24 protein-coding genes are annotated in these 20,526 nt (G+C 72.6%); 13 read left to right on the plus strand and 11 right to left on the minus strand.

The genetic code is table 11. The features are described from left to right. The first annotated feature begins 19 nt into the window (after positions 1–19). Both HS048_RS17190 and HS048_RS17195 read left to right on the plus strand, forming a co-directional pair. A complete protein-coding gene (locus HS048_RS17190; protein ID WP_068893826.1) occupies positions 20–1,240 on the plus strand; it encodes an acyl-CoA dehydrogenase family protein in 1,221 nt (406 codons plus the stop codon). 690 nt (positions 1,241–1,930) lie between these two features. Beyond that, a complete protein-coding gene (locus HS048_RS17195; protein WP_196467463.1) occupies positions 1,931–2,179 on the plus strand; it encodes a hypothetical protein in 249 nt (82 codons plus the stop codon). A 118-nt stretch (positions 2,180–2,297) separates the two neighbouring features. On the opposite strand, the gene HS048_RS38880 is transcribed toward HS048_RS17195, so the two are convergent. Next, positions 2,298–3,536, minus strand: coding sequence for an HNH endonuclease (locus HS048_RS38880; protein WP_196467464.1), 1,239 nt, complete (start codon positions 3,534–3,536; stop codon positions 2,298–2,300). A gap of 175 nt (positions 3,537–3,711) precedes the next feature. On the opposite strand from HS048_RS38880, the gene HS048_RS17205 reads away from it, so the two are divergent. The 3 genes from HS048_RS17205 to HS048_RS17215 all read left to right on the plus strand — a co-directional run bounded on the left by HS048_RS17205 (position 3,712) and on the right by HS048_RS17215 (position 5,780). Then, positions 3,712–4,527, plus strand: a complete 816-nt coding sequence (locus tag HS048_RS17205; protein WP_196467465.1) for a carbon-nitrogen hydrolase family protein — start codon at positions 3,712–3,714, stop codon at positions 4,525–4,527. A gap of 95 nt (positions 4,528–4,622) precedes the next feature. Further along, on the plus strand, positions 4,623–5,270 hold the full coding sequence (locus HS048_RS17210; protein WP_196467466.1) for a hypothetical protein: 648 nt from the start codon (positions 4,623–4,625) through the stop codon (positions 5,268–5,270). Positions 5,271–5,621: 351 nt separating this feature from the next. Then, a complete protein-coding gene (locus HS048_RS17215) occupies positions 5,622–5,780 on the plus strand; it encodes a hypothetical protein (RefSeq protein ID WP_196467467.1) in 159 nt (52 codons plus the stop codon). A 61-nt stretch (positions 5,781–5,841) separates the two neighbouring features. Here HS048_RS17215 and HS048_RS17220 read toward each other — a convergent pair whose 3' ends face one another. After that, the gene (locus tag HS048_RS17220) at positions 5,842–6,468 is read right to left on the minus strand and encodes an HAD-IA family hydrolase (protein WP_196467468.1); all 627 of its coding nucleotides are present in this window, start codon (positions 6,466–6,468) and stop codon (positions 5,842–5,844) included. A gap of 12 nt (positions 6,469–6,480) precedes the next feature. After that, positions 6,481–6,723 carry a hypothetical protein gene (locus HS048_RS17225; RefSeq protein WP_196467469.1) on the minus strand — a complete coding sequence of 81 codons (243 nt, stop codon included), beginning with the start codon at positions 6,721–6,723 and terminating at the stop codon, positions 6,481–6,483. Positions 6,724–6,764: 41 nt separating this feature from the next. Here HS048_RS17225 and HS048_RS17230 point away from each other — a divergent pair, with 41 nt between their 5' ends. After that, positions 6,765–7,037 (plus strand): hypothetical protein, encoded by a 273-nt coding sequence (locus HS048_RS17230; RefSeq protein ID WP_196467470.1) that lies wholly within the window; start codon positions 6,765–6,767, stop codon positions 7,035–7,037. Between the two features lie 352 nt (positions 7,038–7,389). Beyond that, positions 7,390–8,631 (plus strand): GNAT family N-acetyltransferase, encoded by a 1,242-nt coding sequence (locus HS048_RS17235; protein ID WP_196467471.1) that lies wholly within the window; start codon positions 7,390–7,392, stop codon positions 8,629–8,631. Positions 8,632–8,643: 12 nt separating this feature from the next. Here the strand turns inward: HS048_RS17235 and rpmF are convergent, their stop codons facing one another. The 5 genes from rpmF to rpmG are packed head-to-tail and all read right to left on the minus strand — an operon-like array spanning position 8,644 to position 9,762. Beyond that, positions 8,644–8,811: a 50S ribosomal protein L32 gene (rpmF, locus tag HS048_RS17240; protein WP_196467472.1), complete on the minus strand. Its 168-nt coding sequence runs from the start codon at positions 8,809–8,811 to the stop codon at positions 8,644–8,646. A 1-nt stretch (position 8,812) separates the two neighbouring features. Next, the gene (rpsN, locus tag HS048_RS17245) at positions 8,813–9,112 is read right to left on the minus strand and encodes a 30S ribosomal protein S14 (protein WP_196467473.1); all 300 of its coding nucleotides are present in this window, start codon (positions 9,110–9,112) and stop codon (positions 8,813–8,815) included. Further along, complete coding sequence (gene rpmB / locus HS048_RS17250; protein WP_068904648.1) at positions 9,112–9,348, minus strand: 50S ribosomal protein L28; 237 nt, start codon at positions 9,346–9,348, stop codon at positions 9,112–9,114. Before rpmB ends, rpsN begins: the two co-directional genes overlap by 1 nt. Beyond that, complete coding sequence (locus HS048_RS17255; RefSeq protein WP_196467474.1) at positions 9,348–9,593, minus strand: type B 50S ribosomal protein L31; 246 nt, start codon at positions 9,591–9,593, stop codon at positions 9,348–9,350. Before HS048_RS17255 ends, rpmB begins: the two co-directional genes overlap by 1 nt. 4 nt (positions 9,594–9,597) lie before the next feature. After that, positions 9,598–9,762 (minus strand): 50S ribosomal protein L33, encoded by a 165-nt coding sequence (gene rpmG / locus HS048_RS17260; protein WP_196467475.1) that lies wholly within the window; start codon positions 9,760–9,762, stop codon positions 9,598–9,600. A 122-nt stretch (positions 9,763–9,884) separates the two neighbouring features. Here rpmG and HS048_RS17265 point away from each other — a divergent pair, with 122 nt between their 5' ends. After that, complete coding sequence (locus HS048_RS17265) at positions 9,885–11,027, plus strand: GTP-binding protein (protein ID WP_196467476.1); 1,143 nt, start codon at positions 9,885–9,887, stop codon at positions 11,025–11,027. Positions 11,028–11,195: 168 nt separating this feature from the next. On the opposite strand, the gene HS048_RS17270 is transcribed toward HS048_RS17265, so the two are convergent. Next, positions 11,196–12,527 carry a serine hydrolase gene (locus HS048_RS17270; protein ID WP_196467477.1) on the minus strand — a complete coding sequence of 444 codons (1,332 nt, stop codon included), beginning with the start codon at positions 12,525–12,527 and terminating at the stop codon, positions 11,196–11,198. A 230-nt stretch (positions 12,528–12,757) separates the two neighbouring features. Between HS048_RS17270 and HS048_RS17275 the strand changes: the two genes are divergently transcribed. The 4 genes from HS048_RS17275 to HS048_RS17290 all read left to right on the plus strand — a co-directional run bounded on the left by HS048_RS17275 (position 12,758) and on the right by HS048_RS17290 (position 17,783). Beyond that, on the plus strand, positions 12,758–13,828 hold the full coding sequence (locus HS048_RS17275; protein ID WP_230881696.1) for a sensor histidine kinase: 1,071 nt from the start codon (positions 12,758–12,760) through the stop codon (positions 13,826–13,828). Between the two features lie 340 nt (positions 13,829–14,168). Continuing rightward, positions 14,169–14,984 (plus strand): response regulator transcription factor, encoded by an 816-nt coding sequence (locus HS048_RS17280; protein ID WP_196467479.1) that lies wholly within the window; start codon positions 14,169–14,171, stop codon positions 14,982–14,984. 247 nt (positions 14,985–15,231) lie between these two features. Further along, the gene (locus HS048_RS17285; protein ID WP_196467480.1) at positions 15,232–16,782 is read left to right on the plus strand and encodes an alpha/beta hydrolase; all 1,551 of its coding nucleotides are present in this window, start codon (positions 15,232–15,234) and stop codon (positions 16,780–16,782) included. Positions 16,783–17,216: 434 nt separating this feature from the next. Beyond that, positions 17,217–17,783: a hypothetical protein gene (locus tag HS048_RS17290; protein WP_196467481.1), complete on the plus strand. Its 567-nt coding sequence runs from the start codon at positions 17,217–17,219 to the stop codon at positions 17,781–17,783. A 119-nt stretch (positions 17,784–17,902) separates the two neighbouring features. Here HS048_RS17290 and HS048_RS17295 read toward each other — a convergent pair whose 3' ends face one another. Further along, positions 17,903–18,577 (minus strand): TetR/AcrR family transcriptional regulator, encoded by a 675-nt coding sequence (locus HS048_RS17295; RefSeq protein ID WP_196467482.1) that lies wholly within the window; start codon positions 18,575–18,577, stop codon positions 17,903–17,905. A 114-nt stretch (positions 18,578–18,691) separates the two neighbouring features. Between HS048_RS17295 and HS048_RS17300 the strand changes: the two genes are divergently transcribed. Beyond that, positions 18,692–20,173 carry an NAD(P)/FAD-dependent oxidoreductase gene (locus tag HS048_RS17300; RefSeq protein ID WP_196467483.1) on the plus strand — a complete coding sequence of 494 codons (1,482 nt, stop codon included), beginning with the start codon at positions 18,692–18,694 and terminating at the stop codon, positions 20,171–20,173. Between the two features lie 52 nt (positions 20,174–20,225). Here the strand turns inward: HS048_RS17300 and HS048_RS17305 are convergent, their stop codons facing one another. Continuing rightward, positions 20,226–20,426, minus strand: coding sequence for a hypothetical protein (locus tag HS048_RS17305; RefSeq protein WP_230880861.1), 201 nt, complete (start codon positions 20,424–20,426; stop codon positions 20,226–20,228). Positions 20,427–20,526 lie beyond the last annotated feature (100 nt).

Raw genomic sequence — 20,526 nt, forward strand, 5'->3', positions numbered from 1 at the left:
TTTCCCGGAGGGGTGGACGATGAGCGAGAACGGCTTCTGCCCGGAACTGAGCGACGACGTGCGCGAGGTGCGCGACTGGGTGCGCGAGTTCGCCCGCACGGTCGTCCGCCCGGCCGGCGCCGAGTGGGACGAGCGCGAGGAGACGCCCTGGCCGATCATCCAGGAGGCGGCCAAGATCGGCCTCTACTCCCTCGACTTCTTCGCCCAGCAGTCCTTCGAGCCCAGCGGCCTCGGCCTGATGGTCGCCTTCGAGGAGCTCTTCTGGGGTGACGCCGGGATCGGCCTGTCCATCGTCGGCACCGGCCTGGCCGCCGCGGCCCTGTCGGCCACCGGGACCCCCGAGCAGATGGGCGAGTGGCTGCCGCAGATGTTCGGCACCCCCGACGACGTCAAGCTCGGCGCGTTCTGCGCCTCCGAGCCCGACGCCGGCTCCGACGTGGGCGCCATCCGCACCCGGGCCGTCCACGACGAGGCCTCCGGCGACTGGATCCTCAACGGCGTCAAGACCTGGGCCACCAACGGCGGCATCGCCGACGTGCACGTCGTCGTCGCCTCCGTCGACCCCTCGCTCGGCACCCGCGGCCAGGCCTCCTTCGTCGTTCCGCCGGGCACCCCCGGCCTGTCGATGGGCCAGAAGTTCAAGAAGCACGGCATCCGGGCCTCCCACACCGCCGAGGTCGTCCTCGACGGCGTACGGGTGCCCGGCTCCTGCCTGCTCGGCGGCAAGGAGAAACTGGACGCGCGGCTGGCGCGGGTCCGCGAGGGCGGCAGGGCCGGCGAGCAGGCCGCCATGCGGACCTTCGAGACGACCCGGCCCTCGGTGGCCGCCATGGCGGTCGGCATCGCCCGCGCCGGGTTCGAGTACGCCCGGGACTACGCCCGCGAGCGCGAGCAGTTCGGCCGCCGGATCGGGGAGAACCAGGCCGTCGCCTTCCTCCTCGCCGACATGGCCACCCGCGTCGACGTCGCGCGGCTGATGACCTGGCGCGCGGCCTGGATGGCCCGCAACGGCCGGTCGTTCGACCAGGCCGAGGGGTCGATGTGCAAGCTGGTGGCGGGGGAGACGGCGGTGTGGGTGACCGAGCAGGCCATCCAGATCCTGGGCGGGGCCGGCTACACCCGCGACCACCCGGTCGAGCGCTTCCACCGCGACGCGAAGATCTACACCATCTTCGAGGGCACGTCCGAGATCCAGCGCCTGATCATCGGCCGCGCCGTCACCGGCCTGCCCGTGCGCTGAAAATGTCGGATTTTCTGATCATGGTGTGAGGCCTCGGTTCCGGCCCCTGTTCCGTCGCCGTTCCGTCAAAGCATCCGGTTGTGTGTCGGGAGAGATCATCTCCTGGTGCGGCGGCTCGGTCTGATCGTCGCAGAGAGTGATGTTCTCCTCTGTCTCGCGGTGAGCGGTGAATGTCGGATTTGCGAGATATGTGACTATGTGACATCAACGTGCAGGCAAGCCGATGGGGACAGGGGCCCTCTCGCCGGTCCCCGGGAAGGCGACCGATGAATGGACCCGCTACCTGGGCCAACCGGGTCCGCGGCCTGGTGCTGGGCCTCGCGCTGGGTGACAGCGTCGGCCGCGGGGCCGTCCCTGCGTCCGGGCCCATCCGGGCCGGGGTCAGCACCCAGCTGGCGGCCTTCACGATCGACGGGATCATCCGTGCCTGGATCCGCGGTGAGCACAGGGGCGTCTGTCATCCGCCGTCGGTGGTCTGGCACATCTACTGCCGGTGGGCCGCCCTACAGGGAATCGAGGTCCACGACCAGATCCGCGCGGCCTACGAACAGGCGCGGCAGGAGCCTCGGGAGAAAGCCCGGCTGGCGCAGATCGCCCCCGATGCCACCGCCCTATCGGCTCTCCTCGGCGGTGTGTACGCCGCCGCCTCCTACCGGCCTGAAGGAGTCGCCCCTGACAGCGGGGAAGGCGATGGAGGCCTTGACCTTCGCCGCCGCGGCGCCCGACGGCGACTCCGTCACCGCCGTCACGGGCGCTCTGCTCGGAGCACTGTACGGTGTCGACATCTGGCCGGTCGAGCTGATCAGCAGGTTGGAACTGGTGTGGGTCATGGACACGCTCGCGCGTGATCTGGCTCTGCAGATCACTGAGAGCCCCGCCGGTGGCGAGTACGAATCCGGGGAGGACCCGTTCTGGTGGGACCGCTACCCGGGATGGTGATCATCGCGGAACCTCGCTGCGCTGCCGGGCCGCGAAACTGCGGGCGGCGGGCAGGATGCGGACCCCACTGGCCGCTTGGGTGATAGCCGGTCGGTCCGCGGTCTCCGGAGGTCGCGGATCAGAGGGCCGAGGGAGCGGTACGGTCCTCGGTTCCGTGGTCGGGCCCGATGTTCCTGCGGTGATAGGTGAGATGTTCCAGGCTGATCTCGTGGTTCGGCGCGAGCCGGAGAGTGCCCAGGCGGCTGCCGGAGACCATGTCCACCACGGTCAGATCGTCCTGAACCGTGATCATGCCTCGGTCGAACAGGACATGGTGGTTGGGGCACAGGCACAGCAGGTTGTCCGGCTCGTCCGGGCCGTCGTGCGGCCGGCCGAGCGGACGGATGTGCGCTCCCTCCGCGTAGAAGCCCTGGCGGAGGACCAGGCGGGTGCCGCAGATCTGGCAGTGGTGGTCGTGGGCGCGCTTGATCTGCTCGGCGAGCAGGGAGTCGCGAGCCACACGGTTCGTGATGACCTCACGCCGACCGGGTGTCGGCGATCCGCCGCGTGGCGTGAGGACGCTGTCGTCGGCGGGAGGCTCCGTGGCGGAGCCGTCCGGAGCCAGGCCGACTCGGGCCAGGAGCGTGTTGAGGTCGACGCCGTGGAAGTAGGCAGTGAGCAACCGTACGACGAGCTGCGCGCGGATGTCCTCCTGCGCGGTGACGAGGTCGTGCACCCAGCTCTGCAGTCCGCTGTCCGGACGGTGCGTTCTCATCCACTGTTGTGCGGCCTGGCCGCTGGCGGGCGGTGCGCCGGTATGGCCGGGAAGGTCCCATAGGCCGTGGTGGTGGAGCCGCAGGACGGGGAACTCGGGGTTGGGCCGGTCGTCGTCGAGACCGAACTCCTCGATGAGCGCCCGGAGTTCCGCGGAGGTGGTCTGCCAGGAGGTGAGACGTTCCTCGCCGCGGACCGCCCGGCCGATCGCCCACAGCAGGGTCAGCGGCTGGTGCCGTTTCGGTGCGCGGGTCACCGGGGAGGTGGCGGTCCTGAGCGAGCCGATCTTCTGGAGGAGGTCTTCGACGGAGTGCCTGTCGATGACGGTGCCCGGTGCGGTCACCTCGAAGCCGAGGCGGATGAGGGCGCGGGCCACGGTGGCGTTGCCTCCGGAGAACTCGGCGGCGCGCAGGGGCCTGCCGCCGACACCGCGGTGGGCGACGCCGGCGATCGCCTTGGAGTCGTACCGTCTGCCCTGGTGGCGGAGGAAGTAGTCGCGTGCGGGGCCGTAGCCGTACCGCTCGAGGAAGGCGTCACGGCCCAGCCGGTCGTACTCGGCGATGGCGGCGAGCACCATCTCACGCCGGAGATCGGAAAGCGCCACATTGTGATCCTATCTGGGCTTATCACTGGATCTACTTCCCGTACCGGGGTGAAAGAGCGGGTCCGGTTTCCGGTACGACGGCGTCACCGGCCGGTGCGCCGCGGACGCAGGTGAGGCCATCGTCGGACGGGCCCGGATGATCGCTTGAGTGCCGGTGGTGCTACCGTCGCGGCTCGTGCTCCTGCGTACGGCCGTCGCCCAGATCCCGGTCACCTGGGATGTCGAGAAGAACCTGGTCGAGATCACCCGGGTGGTCGAGTCCTGCGCCGGGGACGACCTGGTGGTCCTGCCCGAAGGCGCGCTGTCCGGTTACGGCGCGGACCTGTCGCCACTGGACCGGCTCGACCCCGCGGAGCTGGACGCGGCCGCGGGCGAACTGGCCGCCCTGGCCCGGCGGACGGGTGTCCATCTGATCTGCGGCTCACTGCTGCACTGCGATGATCGCTGGTGGAACGGGGCGCTGGTGGTCACCCCCGACGGGGCGCGCAGGCCGTACCGGAAGGTGAACCTGGCGGTCAGCGAGCGCGGTGTGCTGGGCGCCGGATCGGATCTCCCCGTCCACCGGCTCGCCTGTGCCGGCGGCACCGTCGACGTGGGTGTGCAGATCTGCCGGGAGATCCGCTTCCCCGAGCAGTGGCGGCACCTGGCGGGTTCCGGCGCGCAGGTGTTCGCCTACCTCACCCACGCGGCCAACCCTGATGAACCCCCTGGCGTGTGGCGGGCTCATCTGGTCAGTCGGGCGGCGGAGAACCAGCGCTGGCTACTGGCCGCCAACGCCGCCGAAGCGGCCTCGCACTGCCCGACGATGATCGTCTCACCGCGGGGCGAGATCGTCGCCGAGACGACCGGCGACCAGTGGGCGGTGCTGCGCGCGAGCATCGATCTGGCGGCCGTCTCCGACTGGTATCTCGGTCAGCGGCGCGGCGACGTCCTGGAGTCGCGCTACCACGGTGGACCGCGCGAGGGCGGGCGCCGCCGACCGGGCCGGTAGCCCCGGCGGGGGCGAGGGTCCCGAGGAGGTCACGGTCCCCGCGCCCATGGCAGGATCGACCCGACCGTCTCACCCTGTTCCTGGAGGAATCGGCCATGGGGATCTTCTCGCCGGAGCCCGTCCGGGAGTGGCGCGAGCCTCCGCCGGGTGTGGTGGCCGCCGCCGCGGACCATCCCGGTGGCTGGGTATACGCGATCGATCCCGAGCAGGTCGCGGACCCGGACGGGTACGTGCCGCCCGAAGCGATCGCGGGCGCGTGGCGGGTCGGCGACGACGGCCACCCCACCGGGGAGTACGAGCCCAACCCCCGGCACGGGCCGGTGCACGACGACTTCACTCCGCTGACCGACCCGGACCACTGGCTGGGCTGGCTCGGCGATGATCCCGCCGCGGCGGTCCGCGCGTCGATCGCGCAGATCCTCGGCGAGCAGGTCCCCGGCTCGGTCCTGGAATGGGTCAAGCTCCTCGACACACCCGAGTTCCTCACCGGAGGACGGCGCGACCCGGATGATCCGGACAAGGTCGTGGTCGTGCGGGCCGCGCTGGCGCTGCCGTTCGCGTTGTCGGTCCGCCCGCCCGACGGGGAGCGTTCGGTGCTGCAGGGCGTGTTCTCCTGGGCCGCCGCCGGGTTGGACCGGCATGGTGGGCGGCGTGACCGGGTCTGGTTCGATCTCGGGACCGGTCTGGAGGAGACCGCTGGGCTGCTGCGCGAGCGGATCTACTCCCTGGATACCCCGTCCTGACCTCCGGGACCGGGCGGGCAGGCTGTCCGGAGGCGGCGCCGACCGGCCGACGATGCTCACGGGGCCGCTGTCGGCAATCGGGAGCGGCGGTGGTCTGAGGCCGTCCTGATGCGGGGTTCGAGGTCATGGGGAATGCTCGCCCGTAGGCCACCCCGGATCCCGATCGAACCCGGCCCCGTCCACGTGACCGAGTCGGGTACGTCATCGGGGGTGTCGTCGTTGAAGCAGCCGAGATCCCGCCCCTCGCCGGGTAACCCGTCGTCCCCGCGGGCGCTGGGCCGCATCACCGTGTCCGGCCCGAGACTGCCGGAGCCGGATCCCGCACGGGGCCGGGACTATGTCCGCACACGGATGTACGTCACCGGCAGCCACCGGCGGCTCTTCGACGAGCCGACCACCACCCGGCCCGACTCCCACCGGATCGTCTTCTCCCTGCGTGACCTGCCGGAGGAACTCAAGGCGGCCTGCTCACCGCGGGAGCCGGAGCCCAGCGGGTCCCGCTCCAGATGATCACCAGCCGCCGCGAACACGACCTGGTCGCCAGCGACCCGCAGGAACTGGCCGACCTCGACTACGAGGACGACCTGTGATCCTCACTCAGCAGCGGGGCCAGCACCCGGAGCAGATCGTCCGGCTCCCGGTAGACGACACCGGTCATGCCCAGCTCGACCGCGGTGTCCACGTTCGCGGCCCGGTCGTCGACGAACAGGCAACGGCGGGCGGCGGCTCCCGCGGCCTGCGCGGCGGCCTCGTAGATTCGCCGGTCCGGCTTGGCCACTCCCACCTGCGCGCTGGTGACCACCGCGTCGAAGGACCGGCCCAGTCCGGCCGTCTCCAGGACGGCGTTGAGCTGGAGCGTCGAGTTGGACACCAGCACGACCGGTACCCGGGCCCGGACCTGCCGGAGCAGGCCGACGACCTCCGTGTCGATCCGGCACCCGGCCTCGACGAATCCCCGGCTCAGCTCCGCGGCGTCCTGCGGGCCGGCCAGTCCGGCGAGCCCGGCGGCGATCGCCTCCGTCCACTGGCCTACCGTGATCCGTCCGAGGGCCGCCGGTACGGCCAGCTCCGGAGCGAAGGCGATCTTCTCCGTGGTGCCCGGGACCAGCCCGCAGGCGCGTTCACGCCGTTCGTGCTCGGTCAGGTCGACGTAGCCGATCACGCCGTAGAAGTCGCACAGCACCGCGTCGAAAGGCATCGGTTCTCCTGTTCATCCGCGCAACCGCTCCCGCCAGGGATGCGCGCCGTACTCGACTCCCAGCACCTCGTCCAGCCAGGCCCGCTGTGGTGCGGTCAGCAGCGGCAGCGCTCGCGGTAGGCGCGGCCGACGGCCGGCTCGACGGCGTACCCGCCGCTGACCCACCAAGGCGTCCAGGTCCTGGAACAGGGCGACCACCTGACCCGGCGGCGCGGGCTCCCACCGACCCCACGGTGTCTGTTCGGTGTGCGGCATCCTGCCATCCTCCCCGATCACCGCCGGAGCGGTGAAGCGCGATGATCCACGATCTGCTCACCGATCCCGACACCGTCCTGGACGGGCCGGCCATCTGGTCGGCGATGCACGCCTGGCAGCCGATCGGCCGGCTGGTGGCTGCCGAGGTCACCGCGGTGCTCGGGCGGTCCGCGACCGTACGGCTCAGCCACCGGCGGCTCGCTCGCGGTGCCCGCGACACCGAGGTCGCGGAACGGGCCTTCTCCCGACGTTCAGGATGTACATGCGTCACCGCCGCGGCTCACTACCATTCCCGCCATGCCTTTCGATCTTGAGCGGTACGCATTCCTGGCCCTGTTCTTCGCCCTGTTCGCGGGTCTTCCTGGGTCGGGGCGATCCGTGCCGCCGAGCTCTCCGCCCCGCCCGACCACCACGAGCCCATGAGCCGGCGAATCGTCGTCGTACGCTGCGGTCGTCCAGGCGCGATGGAACTGAAGATCAGGCGGTGGCCGGCGTGGAACGCACCACTCCGCGCTCGGCCTGGAGGCCGCATTCGTGCCGCCCGGGTGAGGAAACCGAACGCGCCCCGAGTGCGGTGCGCCGATCGTCTTCGACGCCTGTCCCGTCCGCCCCGGGCAGGGGGAAAACCGATGGACGAGACCGCCCGCCCGGTGCAATAGTCCCGCCGTGACCGTGCCCACAGCCTCCCCCGCCCTGCCTGTACCGCTCGCAGGAGGCCTCGTCCTGAGGCAAGCGCGGCCCGCAGACCTCGACCAGATCGGAACGCTCCTGGCCGAACGCGGCGAACCCGCTGACGCCCTCGACCACCGGCTGGTCGCCACGGACCCCGACGCCGGCTGGCCGGCCTGCGCCGTGGTCGTCGACGGTGACCGGGTCGTCTCCACCGCGACGCTCCTCGACGAAGAAGTGCGCATCGCCGACATCCGCCTCCCCTCCGGTCAGGTCGAGCTGGTGGCCACCGACCGCGAATACGAAGGACGCGGACTCGTACGGGCACTCATGCGATGGGCCCACGACCGCTCCGCCGCCCGCGGTCACGTCATCCAGGCGATGATCGGCATCCCGTACTTCTACCGGCTGTTCGGCTACGAGTACGCCGTCGACATACCGCCCGCACTGACCGTGCACACCCCGCCCCCCGGTGAGGCGACCCCGGGGCTCCGCCCCGCCCGGCCCTCCGACATCCCGGTCATGGCGGCCCTGCAGGAGACGGCCCAGAGCCGGTTCGACGTGGCCATGCCGCACTCACCCGCATGCTGGCGATGGCTGCTGGCCCACGAGGCGAGCACCCTGTGGGTCCTCGAGCACGCCGACACCGTCATCGCCACCGGGCGCACCACGCCTCCCGAAGACGACGGGCTGCTCCTGGCCGAGGCCGCCGCCCTAGACGAGGCCGCGGCGCGGGAACTGCTCCGCGGCGTCGCCGCACTGGTGCCCGACGGGCAGGTACGGGTCGTCCATCGAGCCGGCACCGTGACCGCCGCCGCCTGGCACGACTTCCTCACCCACGAACCACGCCGGCAGGCGGAGCAGTACTACATCCGGATCCCGGACGTCACGGCGCTGCTGGACCGGCTGCGGCCACTGCTCTGGCACCGCCTCACCGCCGCCGGGATAGACCACACCGGCCGAGACATCGTCATCTCCACCTTCGGCGCCCACTACCGGATCCCGGTCCACGCCGACGGCCTCGGCGCGGTCACCGCCGGCGGCGCGATGCAGGGCCCCGCAGCGGTGGGCGGCGCCGGAGTGGCCCCCGACTACCTGCCCGCCCTGCTGTTCGGCCCGCACGGCATCGAAGGCCTGACCCGGATCCGGCCCGACGTCTACACCGCGCAGGAGGAGCTGTTCCAGGCACTCTTCCCGCCCCTCACCGCCGATGTGCTCAGCTACTACCTGCCGTATTAGACGGGGAGGGTGTCAGCCGGGGGTGATCAGGCCGCGCTGGTAGGCGCGGACCAGGCGGCGGGGCACCAGGACCTCCCGGCCGCCTGCGATGATCGGGACCAGGTCGGGAGCCGTGGCCTTCCACCGGGAGCGGCGGTGGCGGGTGTTGCTGCGCGAGGTCCTGCGCTTGGGGACGGCCACGTCACCAGCTCGCCTTCGTGATGCCGGGCAGCTCGCCGCGGTGGGCCATCTCGCGGAAGCGGATGCGCGACAGGCCGAACTTGCTCAGGTGGCCGCGGGGGCGGCCGTCGACGGAGTCGCGGTTGCGGATGCGGGTGGCCGAGGCGTCGCGGGGCTGGCGGGCCAGCGCTCGCGCGGCCTGCTCGCGTTCCTCGGCGGTGCCGGTGCGGATGATCTCCTTGAGCGCGGCGCGGCGCTCGGCGTGGCGGGCCACGACGGCCTTGCGGCGCTCGTTGGCGGCGATCTTGCTCTTCTTGGCCATCAGACCTTTCCTCCCCGGGCGCGGATGCGGGCCACGGCGGCCTCGATGCCGATCGCATCGACGGTCTTGATCGCTCTGGCGCTGAGTGTGAGCCGGACGAACCGGCCCTCGCTCGGCAGCCAGTAGCGGCGGTTGTGGATGTTGGGGTTCCAGCGGCGGCGGGTGCGCCGGTGGGAGTGGGAGACGCGGTTGCCGAAGACCGGTGCGGTCCCGGTGAGCTGGCAGTGGGCGGACATCAGGTCCTCCCGTAGCGCTGGTTGAAGCGCTGGAGGCGGCCGGCGGTGTCGAGCACGCGGGTGCGGCCGGTGTAGAAGGGGTGGCTGGCCGAGGAGACGTCGACGTCGACGAGCGGGTAGGTGTTGCCGTCCTTCCAGGTGATCGTCTTGGTGCTGGTGATGGTGGAGCGGGTGAGGAACGCGAAGTCCGCGCTCGGGTCGCGGAAGACGACGGGGCGGTAGTCGGGGTGGATGCCCTTCTTCACGGGGTCATCGTTCCTCTCGGAAGAGCACGTGCTGGCGGATGGTGGGGTCGTATTTGCGCAGGGTGAGCCGGTCGGGGTGGTTGCGCCGGTTCTTGCGGGTGACGTAGGTGTAGCCGGTGCCCGCGGTCGATTTGAGTTTGATCACGGGGCGGAGGTCGTTTCGGGCCATGGGGTTCCTTCCGTGTGGCCGACCCGTGTAATGATAATGGGAACGGTTTTCATTTCGTCAATCGATGTCCGGTCGCGGCGCCGGGAGCGTCACCGCGCCCGCGCCCGCAAAGGAGAAGTCCCGTGTCCACCCCTGTCGTCCTCATCGCGGGCCTGCACGCGCCCGCCCGCACCGCCGCCGTCGAGGCGCTGCTGCACGACCACCCCGGCGCCGTCGCGATCCACCACGACCTGCGCGAGGTGACCCGCGGCCGGATCGAGCGCGTGGTCCGCGACCGCTCCGGCGTCCTGGACCTGGCCGAGGTGCGGCTCGCGCACGGCTGCGTCACCTGCACCGTGCGCGAGGACCTGCTGCCCGAGCTGGTACGGCGCGCTCCGGCCGCCTCCCTGCTGATCGTGGACCTGTGGGACACGGTCGAGCCGCGCTCGGTGGCCGAGGCCATCGACTGCGAGGAGGCCCACGGCGTGCTGCGCCTGACCTCGGTGCTGACCGCGCTGCATGCCACGCACATGCCGATCGACATCACCCGGGGCGACCGCCTGGCCGAGACGGGCCAGGTCGCGGCGGCGGGGGACCGGCGGTTCCTGGCCGAGGTGCTGGCCCGGCAGATCGAGTACGCCACCGGCCTGGTGCTGCACGGCGGCGACGCCGAGGACGACGAGCTGTCCCGCGCCGTGCTCGCGCACCTGGCCCCGCTCACTCCGGTCCACCGGGCCGCCGAGCCGCCCGAGGTCCGCGGCGGCGCGGTGTGCACCGCCGAGCTGGCCGAGCGCGTCGACCCGGCGACCGCGCGGCTGCCCGTCGACGCCCGCACCGAGGAGATCACCACGGTGGTCTGGCACCGGCTGCGCCCGCTGCATCCGGCGCGCCTGTTCGACGCCGTCGACGAGCTGGTCACCACCTCGGTCCGCTCGCGCGGCCGGTTCTGGCTGGCCACCCGGCACGAGCGCCTGCTGGCCTGGGACGCGGTCGCCGGCATCGTCTCGATGGAGGACGCCGGCCCGTGGCTGGCCGCCCTCCCCGGAGCGGCCTGGGAGATGGTCTCCCCGGCCCGCCGTACGGCCGCCGCTCTGGAGTGGAACGAGATCACCGGTGACCGCGTGCAGCACCTGGTCTTCACCGGCCCCGACCTCGACCCCGGCCGCATCACCGCGCTGCTCGACTCCTGCCTGCTCACGCCGGAGGAGATGCTCGCCGGCTCCGACGCCTGGGCCGGCTACGACGACCCGTTCGCGGGCGTCCTCGATTTGGAGGAGATCGCATGAAGCCCCGCCGTACCCCGCGCACGAAGAGCGATCCGCCGCAGGGGGTGGACCACGTCGACCGCGAGGACGGCGATCCCGCCTTCCCCGACGCCGATGCCGCGGCGGCGTGGCGTCACAGGGACGGCGGGATGCCGTCGCGGGGAGGCGGGGCCGGGACGCAGGGCAGGATCAGCGGCCGCCGCACAGTGCGCGGTCGACCAGTTCGGCGGCGGCCTTCTCCCTGGCCTGCATGCGCTCTCCGTCCGCGGTCCTGCCGGCGACGAACAGCGTGACGCTGCGCCGGCCGTCGGCGGTGACGCCGGTGCGCGCGGTGTATCCGTAGTCGTCGCCGCCGTGGTTCCAGTAGAGGCCGCCGCACGTCAGCGGGCGTGACATGATTCCCAAGCCGTAGCGGGCCCCCGGCCAGACCTGCTGGAACGCCGTGGCGGGAACGGTCCGGCGCATCTCCTCCAGCAGAGCGGGCGAGAGCAGCCGGCCACCCGCCAGGGCGCGCAGGAAGCGGTTGACGTCCGGGGCGGTGGAGATCAGGCCGCCCGCGGCGTCACCGTCGAAGTGCCGGGTGACGTCGACCGGCGCCCTGCCGGGCCCCGGCACCAGATAGCCCTTCATACGGGGGCGGGGCACGTCGAGCGAGGTGCCCGACCAGCGCGTGTGCCGCAGTCCCAGCGGCCGGCTGATGCGGTCGCGGACCTCGGCATGCCAGGGACGGCCGGTCACCTTCTTGATGATCATGCTGATGATCAGGTAGCCGGTGTTGGAGTACAGCCAGTCCTCGCCGGGCCGGAAGGCGGGCTCGTGCCGCATCGCCTCGGCCACCACCTGTTCGTCGGTGAAGCGGTCGTAGCGGCGCTCGCGGTAGTCCTCCACGGAGGCGAAGGCCGGGTAGGCGTCGTAGACGCCGGCGGTGTGCTGGAGCAGCCGGCGGATGGTGATCCGGCGGCCGTCGTGGCCGTTGCCCCGGACCACGCCGGGCAGCCAGCGCTCCACGGTGTCGTCCAGGGACAGCCTGCCTTCACCGGCGAGCTGGAGCATCACGGTGGCCACGAACATCTTGGTGACGCTGGAGACGCGGGTGTACCCCCCGGCGGGTACGGGCTGTCCGGTGCGGAGGTCGGCCACGCCGGCCGTGGCGACCAGGCGCCGGCCGTCGCCGGTGACGACCTGCGCCTCGACCCCCGTCGCACCGAGGGCGCGGATGGCGTCCACGTCGCGCTGGAGCCTCGCCCGGCCGTATCGGCCGGTGGCGGTCTCCTTCGCAGGGGACGCGGCAGGGGTCGCCGCAGGGGTCGCTGTGGAGAACACCGGGGGAGACGCGGTGGGGGAGGCCGTGAAGAGCGCCGTGGGGGAGGCCGGTCCGCTCGCGGAGGCGGGGCGGGCGGCGGCGAGCGGAGCGGTGAGCGCGGCGGCGAGGACCGCTGCGGTCACGGCCGCCGCGGCCGGGCGTCTGCCGCGGTGCCCGGTGCCGGGTGCGGCCGGACGCGGGGGGAGGGTGTGGTGCATGAGGTCTTCCATTCGAGTCGGTACCGGGTGATCCGGCGGATGCTCCGACCGTAGGAAAAGGGGTCACCGGGGGGATCGGCCGAAAGCCCGGGACCGGCCGGGACCGGCGCAACTTTCGATGCGTTCCGCCGGCGGGGACGCTGCCCTACGCTGGTCGGCGGAAAGGTGACCCCCGGCCTCCCCTCGGCCGGGAGCGGCGCCGGAAGCAGGTCCGGTTCCATCCCCAGGTGATGAACGCACTCCTCGCAGGACTGATCGTCGCGGCGCGCCGGTGGCTGCGGGCGCGTCCGCGGGCGGCCGACGCGGCGCTCGCCTGCGGGCTGACGGCGACGGCGCTGCTGCTTCGGCTGGGCGAGGGACTCCCGGGCGACGCCGCCACGGCGGCCGTGCTGGTCGTGCTGCTGCCGGCGCAGGCCGTACCGCTGCTGTGGCGGCGCTCGCACCCGTGGCGGGTCATGGCCGCGGTCGGGGTCGCCTATCCGCTCTTCGAGCTGACCGATCCCCTGGTCGGTTTCCACGACGGGCTGTACGTGGTGTGCGCCCTGTACGCCGTCGCCCGCCACGCCCGCCCGCCGCGCAGCGCGGCGGCGATCGGCGCCGCCGTGGTCGCGATCGCGCTCCCCGAGATCGTCGGGCCGTGGTTGAGCCTGCCGGTGCCCCGGGAGCCGGTCCTGGGTCCGATCGAGGCGGTGCTGATCGTCGCGATCGCGGCGGGCACCTGGCTGCTGGGCTTCTCCCAGCGCCGCATCCACGCCGATGCGGCGCAGCTGCGCGAGCTGGCCGGACGGCTGCGTGCCGAGCAGGAGGTCAGCGCCCGGCGGGCGGTCGTGGCCGAGCGCGCGCGCATCGCCCGCGACCTGCACGACCTGGTCGCCCACCACGTCAGCGCGATCGCGATGCAGGCCCGCGCCACGGCGGAGGTGCTGAACGAGGATCCCGCCCTGGCGGGCCGGGGCGTGGCCGGGATCGGTGAGGCGGCCGACACCGCGCTGGCCGAGATGCGGCGTCTGCTGGGCCTGCTCGCCGACGACCGTGGCTCCGGCCCCGAAGGTCCGCTCGTCGGCGATCACGCCGGGCCGGGCCTTGCTCCGGAGCCGTCGCTGCGTCATCTGGAACGGCTCGCGGCCACCGCCCGGGCCGCGGGGTGCCGGGTCGGGATCGATGTGGTCCCGGTGGCCGGGATCCCGCCCGCGGTGCAGGTGTCGGCCTACCGCATCGTGCAGGAGGCCCTTACCAACGTGCTGCGACACGCGGGAGCCACCAGCGTGCGCATCGGCTTGAGCCGGGGGGGGGACGGCTGAGCGTCGCGGTCGGCAACGGCCCTCCCGCGCCGGCCCACATCCCCCTGCCGGGTTCGGGCCTGGGGCTGGTCGGCATGCGCGAGCGGGTCGCGCTGTTCGGCGGCACCCTGCGGGCGGGTCCCGACGGCGAGGGCGGATGGCGGGTGGAAGCCGTCCTCCACTTCCCCGAACCGCTCCCGGCCCGTCCGGACGGCGGTGTCTCCTCCGGTGTCTCCTCCGAGGTTCCCGCCGCAGATCCCGTGCGCCGCGAAGACTCCCGGGACCTTCCGCCCCGCCGAGCGTCCACCCCGGATCCGGGATCCCGCACGGACGCCACGGTCACGGACCCGCAGGGTGCGGCATGACGCCCGTGCCCGTGCGCGTGCTCGTCGCCGACGACCAGGACATGGTCAGGACCGCCCTGCGCATGATGATCGAGCGGCGTGCCGGCCTGGCGGTCGTGGGAGAGGCCGCCAACGGGGAGGAGGCGGTGACGGCGGCCTTCGAGCTGCGGCCCGACGTGGTGCTGATGGATGTGCGCATGCCCGGCCTGACCGGAGTGGAGGCCACCGGGCGCATCCTGGGCGAGTGGCCGCACCAGGGCCCCCGCCCCCGCGTGCTGATGCTGACCACCTTCGACCTCGACGAGTACGTCTACGCCTCCCTGCGCGCGGGCGCGTCCGGCTTCGTGCTGAAGAACACCTCACCCGACCGGCTCGCCGACGCCGTCCGCGCGGTCGCCGGGGGAGAGGCCGCCCTCGCCCCGACCGTCACCCGGCGGATCATCGGCGCCGTCACGGCCCTTCCTCCCGCCCTGCTCACCAGGGCGCAGGAACCCGCCACGGGTGTGCCCGGGCTCACCGGGGGAGCGGCGGATCCTGACGTGCAGGCGCCGATGGCGGCCATCGGAACGCCGCCGGCGGACCCCCGTTCCGAGGCGGTCCGCCGGATCGGTGATCTCACCGCGCGGGAGCTGGAGGTCCTCCTCCTGGTGGCCAGGGGCATGTCCAACACGCGCATCGCCAGGAGCCTCGGCCTGTCGGAGGCCGGGGTGAAGAGCCGGGTGAACCGCATCCTCATCCGGCTGGGCCTGGAGAACCGGGTCCAGGCGGCGATCCTCGCTCACGAGGCCGGCCTGGCGGCGCCCCTTCCCCCGCGCCTGTCGGTTCCGGATTGATCTGGCCGGCGTCCGCGCCGTATCCCCCACGGCGGGTGGCAGCGACCCGGCCGAGGCCGTCAAGGTGCTCGCGCGGGCGCACAAGATCTTGATCTGGGAATGCACTCGCCATCTCAGCGGAGGCGGCGCGCGGTACGCGATGACGTTTTCGGCCGCGCCTGCCCTGACCGAACGGCCGAGACGCACGGCTTCTTGATCGGCTTGATGGCCGATGCGGGCCCTGTGGCCCGGCCGCGACGCTGATCTCATGAGAAAGATCTCCATGGCGGCCATGGCCGCCTTCACGGTGCTCGCCTCGTCCGGCTCCGTGGGCGCCCTGGCCGCCTCCGGACCTCGGCACTCCGGCCCGGACGGTCCTCTCGCCCGGTTCGAGCAGCAGAAGATCACCTGGAACGACTGCCGGACCGGTCCCGGCGATGAGCTCGGCACCCAGCTGCACGCCGCCGGGGCGCGCTGCGCCGAGGTCACGGTCCCGCTGGACCACAGCCGCCCGGACGGACGGACCATCACGGTCGCGATCTCCCGGCTGCAGGCCACCGCCCCCGGCCGCCGGCGCGGAGCGCTCCTGATCAACCCCGGCGGCCCCGGCGACCCCGGAAGGATCTACGCACCGCTGCTCAAGACGGCCTCACCCGCGCTGGCGGCCCGCTATGACCTGATCGGGATGGATCCCCGCTTCACCGGGCTCAGCACCCCGCTGAACTGCCACTGGCCCATCGGCGACTACGTGCGCTCGACCGGCCACGACCGGCGCGCTTTCGACCGGATCGCCGCACAGGCCGAAGACCTGGCCGCCCGCTGCGCGGGGCAGCGGGAGATGCTGCCCCACGCCTCGGCCCGCGCCACCGCCCGTGACATGGACGTCATCCGCGCCGCCCTGGGCGAGTCGAAGCTGTCCTATCTCGGCGGGTCGTACGGCACCTACCTGGGCGCGGTCTACATGCAACTGTTCCCCGCCCGCGTCGACCGGTTCGTCCTCGACAGCGCCCTGGATCCCGCGGACGCCGGACCCGGCTACGCCCGCTCGATGGGGCCGTACCTGGCCGCGGCGCTGAAGGAGTGGGCCGGCTGGGCCGCACGCCACCACGACCGCTACCGCCTGGGCTCCACCCCCGCCCGGGTTCTGGCCACCGTGGACCGCATCGACCGGGCCGCCGCCCGTACCCCGCTGCGGATCGGCCGCCACCAGGTCGACACCCACGTCTTCCCGGCGATCCTGCTGCTCAGCCTGGGCCGGGACAGCGAGCAGGCCTACGCCGCCCTGGCCGCCGACCTCAAGGTCCTCGACGACGCCGCCCGCGGAGCCGAAATCACCTCGGCTCCCTCCCTGGAGGAAGGACTGGCGTACCTGTCCTCTCCGGAGACCGGCGGGGCCGGAAGCGCACGGATGGCGATCACCTGCGCCGACGGGACCGCCTCCCGCGATCCCGGCGCCTACTACCGCGACATCCGGGCCCACCGCGCCGACGAGCCCCTGTTCGGCCCGCTGACCCGCGCCATGAACCTCCCGTGCGCCTTCTGGCCGACCTCCCCCGCCGAGCCCCCCACCCGGATCCGCAACGACGTCCCGGCCCTGATCGTCGGGGCCTCCGGCGACCCCAAGACCCCCCATCCGGGCCAGCGGGCGATGCGCCGGGCCCTGAGCGGCTCGCGCATGGTCACCGTGCGCGGTGCCTTCCGCCACCTGGTGTCCCGGGTGTTCACCTCCACCCCTGACGCCTGCGTCGACGACGCCGTCGGCCGCTACCTGCTCGAGGGCGTCCTGCCCGCCGAAGACACCACCTGCCCCGCCCGGTAGTGGTCTGGGCTGAGCCGCGGTGGGCTGTTCATCCAACGGCACCCGGCCCGCCGGTGCATACACCATCCCGGCCCGCTCGCACGCCGCGATGCGGGCGGCCGCCGGCATCACCGACGCCGACAGCCTCCACAGCTGATTCCGGCTCCGATCGCACGTCGGCCTGTCGCTGCAGCCCTTGATGCGAAAAACGGCACCGGTAGGTGCGAGGGTCCGGCTCGCTCCGGGAAATCCGGGGGTGCTCGATCCCTTGTTGACCCTCTTGTCCGCCGTACAATAAGATCTTCTTGTTCGATGTACAGGAAAGTTCGCCGGGGGTGCGGGGATCAGCGGATGCCGAGTCCGGGACAGGCGTCGAACCGTCCCCCTGCAAGGCGCGTGCGGGACGCGCCGAGGATGACGGTCGCCAGGGCCGTCGGCAACCGAAGGAGAGCAGGATGTCCGTACTGAACCGAGCCGGCGAGGCCGCGTCGACAGCACCTGCCGGGCGGCGGACGGTGTCGGCCGCCGTCCTGGCGGCGGCACTCGCGCTGGGGGTCGCGGCGGCTCCGGCCGGCGCGGTGGCGCGACCGCGGCCGGCTGTGGCGCCGGCCGCCTCCGCGACCTCGGCCGGCACGTTCGGGCCGTTCGGATTCGGAGGCGTGAGACTCGGGATGAGCGCCAAGAAGGCCAGGGCCACCAAGAAGATCGTGTTCGCCTCCGGTTCCGGCCCGTGCGCGGCATGGGACCTGAAGGCCTACCCGAGCGGCGCCCTGTACATCTCCAAGAAGCACGGGGTGGCCGTGATCGCCGCGCCCAAGGGCGTGAAGACCCCGCGGGGAATCAAGATCGGCTCCACTGGCGGGCAGTTGAAGAGGGCCTACCCCGGGGTACGGCGGGCGGTCAACGGATACGCCGTCATCACCGTTCCGGGCAATGCGAAGGCCGATTACCTCTTCCAGCTGTCGCGTGGCAGGGTCAGCGAAATGATCCTGGCTCTGAAGAGCCAGGACTGCGCCAACTGACGGTGTTCTGATCGCCCGGGCGGCTCGGCGGGCATTCCCGTCGAGCCGCCCGCAGCCGGCGGCCGGGCGGAGGTTGGAGCCTGCCCGCCCCTGCCGCCGGATCGGGGATCGGCTCCTGCTCACCCGGCCGCTCGTGCGCTCAGGCCGTCCAGGATCGCCTCGATCCCGGCCTCGAAGCTCGCCTCCAGATCCAGGTCGCGGATCTGTCCGGCCAGCCGGTGGGTGGCGGGGAACTCGGCGGCGGGCAGGGCCGACAACCGATCGAACTCGCCCTCGTCCGGCCGCCCGATGGTGGCGTTGACCTCGGCGAGCGTGAACCCGGTGGCGTAGGAGAAGATCAGGGTGCTCGCCTGCACGATCCGCACCGGGGCGAGACCGGCCTCCTCCAGCGCGCGGTAGAGCTCCTCGTAGATCCTGTACTCCTGCACGGTGCTCTCCGGATAGGAGGCCAGGTAGGGGAACAGCCGCGGATGGGCGTGCGCGACCTGCCGCAGGGCCAGGCACAGCGCCCGTATCCGGTCCCGCCAGGTGCCGGTGCGGGCCCGGGTGAGGTCCATCTCCTCCAGGACGGTCTCCACCACGCCGTGCAGCACCGCGCTGCGGGTGGGCAGGTAGTAGTACAGCGCGGTGGGGAACACGCCGAGGTCGGCGGCCAGGCGCCGGATGCTCAGCGCCTCCACTCCGGCTTCGTCGATCATTTCCAGGGCCCGTCGCAGGATCAGCTCCCGCGACAGCGGCTCTCGCTCCGGCCCGGCCGCTCGGCGGGCGCGGTCTCCGGCTATCTCCTTGACCATGTTGTTCACCGTACAATAGATTCACTGTTGTTCACCGTACAGTTCGCTTTACCAGGGATGATGTGAAACGAAATGCGCCTGTCCAGAAGAGGGATGCTGGCGGGAGCGGCCGGGTTGTCCGTTGCCGCCACCGGGATCGCCCTGGGATACCAGGCCGGTGCCTCGTCGGTCCGGCGCCGGGCCGGGGGCAGGTGGGAGGTCGGCCGTGACGGCGGCCCTGCGCCGGGCGGTGTCGCGGGCGACCCCACCCGCGTCATCGTGATCGGGGCGGGACTGGCCGGTCTGGCCGCGGCCAACGCCCTGACGTCGGCCGGGGTGCGGGTGCTGGTGCTGGAGGCCAGAGACCGCCTGGGCGGGCGGATCCGCACCGCTGAGATCGGCGCGGCCGACATCGACCTGGGCGCCGCGTGGATCCACGACCCCCGGGGCAACCCGCTGACGCGGCTGTGCGAGCGGGCGGGCGTCCCGCGACTGCCCTACGCCCTGGACGACCTGACCGCCGGGGCCGCGCTGGTCGGTGAAGGAGGCGTACGGGTGCGCGGATCGCTCCGGTCGGACCTGATCCGCAGCGCGGCCGGCTTCGAGGCCGCCGCAGCGAGATCCACCGCCCGCACCCCGCCCTCCGGCGCTCCCACCACCTCAGGAGGCGTCGCGGGGAGCGGACGGGAGGCGACGCTCGGTGGTCTCATCGACGCCTACTGCGCCGCCGAGACCGACGCCGACCGCCGCGAGTGGACGCGGTTCATCCTCCACACGGTCGTCGAGACCGAGCTCGCCGCTCCGGCCGCCGACCTGTCCGCCGCGGTGCTGGAGGTCCCCGAGCCCTACGGCGGCGGCGACGACGTCCCGGAAGGCGGATACCGCCGCCTGATCGCGGCACTCACCCCCGATGCGCCCGTCCGGACGGGCGCGGCCGTCCGGACGGTCCGGGCCGACGGCGCCGGCGTCACCGTCGAGATGACCGACGGCCGCACCGAGCGCGGCTCGCACGTGCTGGTCACCGTTCCCCTCGGCGTCCTCAAAGCCGGGACGATCGGCTTCCTCCCGGCCCTGCCCGGACCGAAAGCCCGGGCCGTCGCGGCGCTCGGCTTCGGCGACTTCGAAAAAGTGGTGCTGCGCTACGACTCCCGCCACTGGGACGAGGCCGCCACCGGGTTCCTCATCCGGCACGGGGGCACCCCGCTGCGGGCCTGGATCGACGCCACGGGCCCGGCCGGCGCGCCCACCCTGATCGCGCTGGCCGCGGGCCCCGCGGGGCGGGCACTGTCCGCCCTGACCGAGCAGGAGACACTGCGGTGCGCCCGGGACGTGCTGGCCACCGCGACCGGCGCACGGCTCCCGGCCCCGGCGGCCTGGGCCGTCACCCGCTGGCGGAACGACCCGTTCGCGTGCGGCGCCTACACCCACCTCACCCCCGGCGCCGGCGTCACCGCGATCGAGGCCCTGGCGGCCCCCCTGGCCGGTCGCGTGCTGTTCGCCGGTGAGGCGACCTGCCCGGTGCGCTTCGGCCACGCCGACGGCGCCTTCACCTCCGGCATCCGCGAAGCCAGACGCCTGCTGGGGGCCCCGTCGGTGGAACTGAGGCTCCGGACCTGAACCCATCCGTCACCGACTTCTGAACGGCCGGCCTCGGCGGACCTGCCGGGGCTCACCCCTGCCGGGCGGCCTCGGGTTCGTCATGGGTTTCGTCGTGGGTGATGTGCATGAGCTGTCGCCAGAGCGCCACCACGAAGACGGCGGAGCCGACGAAGGCGAACCAGAAGGGGGCGGTCACGCCGTAGCGGGCGGCCAGCGCCCCGCCGATGAGCGAACCGGCGACCAGGCCACCGAAGACGCAGATGGTGTTCACGCTGCCCACCCGGCCCTGCAGTCCGGCCGGGACGGCCCGCTGCCGGACGGCGACCGAGGTGGTGCCGTTCAGAGAATCTCAGTGATTCTCTTTCCCTGTT

The organism is Planomonospora sp. ID91781 (assembly GCF_015711595.1).
Taxonomy (GTDB): Bacteria; Actinomycetota; Actinomycetes; order Streptosporangiales; family Streptosporangiaceae; genus Planomonospora; species Planomonospora parontospora.

Coding starts and splice junctions, on each gene's coding strand:
- HS048_RS17190 (WP_068893826.1), top strand. CDS start 20: ATGAGCGAGAACGGCTTCTGCCCGGAACTGAGCGACGACGTGCGCGAG.
- HS048_RS17195 (WP_196467463.1), top strand. CDS start 1,931: ATGGAGGCCTTGACCTTCGCCGCCGCGGCGCCCGACGGCGACTCCGTC.
- HS048_RS17210 (WP_196467466.1), top strand. CDS start 4,623: ATGGGGATCTTCTCGCCGGAGCCCGTCCGGGAGTGGCGCGAGCCTCCG.
- HS048_RS17215 (WP_196467467.1), top strand. CDS start 5,622: ATGTACGTCACCGGCAGCCACCGGCGGCTCTTCGACGAGCCGACCACC.
- HS048_RS17220 (WP_196467468.1), bottom strand. CDS start 6,468: ATGCCTTTCGACGCGGTGCTGTGCGACTTCTACGGCGTGATCGGCTAC.
- HS048_RS17225 (WP_196467469.1), bottom strand. CDS start 6,723: ATGCCGCACACCGAACAGACACCGTGGGGTCGGTGGGAGCCCGCGCCG.
- HS048_RS17230 (WP_196467470.1), top strand. CDS start 6,765: ATGATCCACGATCTGCTCACCGATCCCGACACCGTCCTGGACGGGCCG.
- rpsN (WP_196467473.1), bottom strand. CDS start 9,112: ATGGCCAAGAAGAGCAAGATCGCCGCCAACGAGCGCCGCAAGGCCGTC.
- rpmB (WP_068904648.1), bottom strand. CDS start 9,348: ATGTCCGCCCACTGCCAGCTCACCGGGACCGCACCGGTCTTCGGCAAC.
- rpmG (WP_196467475.1), bottom strand. CDS start 9,762: ATGGCCCGAAACGACCTCCGCCCCGTGATCAAACTCAAATCGACCGCG.
- HS048_RS17270 (WP_196467477.1), bottom strand. CDS start 12,527: ATGCACCACACCCTCCCCCCGCGTCCGGCCGCACCCGGCACCGGGCAC.
- HS048_RS17275 (WP_230881696.1), top strand. CDS start 12,758: ATGAACGCACTCCTCGCAGGACTGATCGTCGCGGCGCGCCGGTGGCTG.
- HS048_RS17280 (WP_196467479.1), top strand. CDS start 14,169: ATGACGCCCGTGCCCGTGCGCGTGCTCGTCGCCGACGACCAGGACATG.
- HS048_RS17285 (WP_196467480.1), top strand. CDS start 15,232: ATGAGAAAGATCTCCATGGCGGCCATGGCCGCCTTCACGGTGCTCGCC.
- HS048_RS17290 (WP_196467481.1), top strand. CDS start 17,217: ATGTCCGTACTGAACCGAGCCGGCGAGGCCGCGTCGACAGCACCTGCC.
- HS048_RS17295 (WP_196467482.1), bottom strand. CDS start 18,577: ATGGTCAAGGAGATAGCCGGAGACCGCGCCCGCCGAGCGGCCGGGCCG.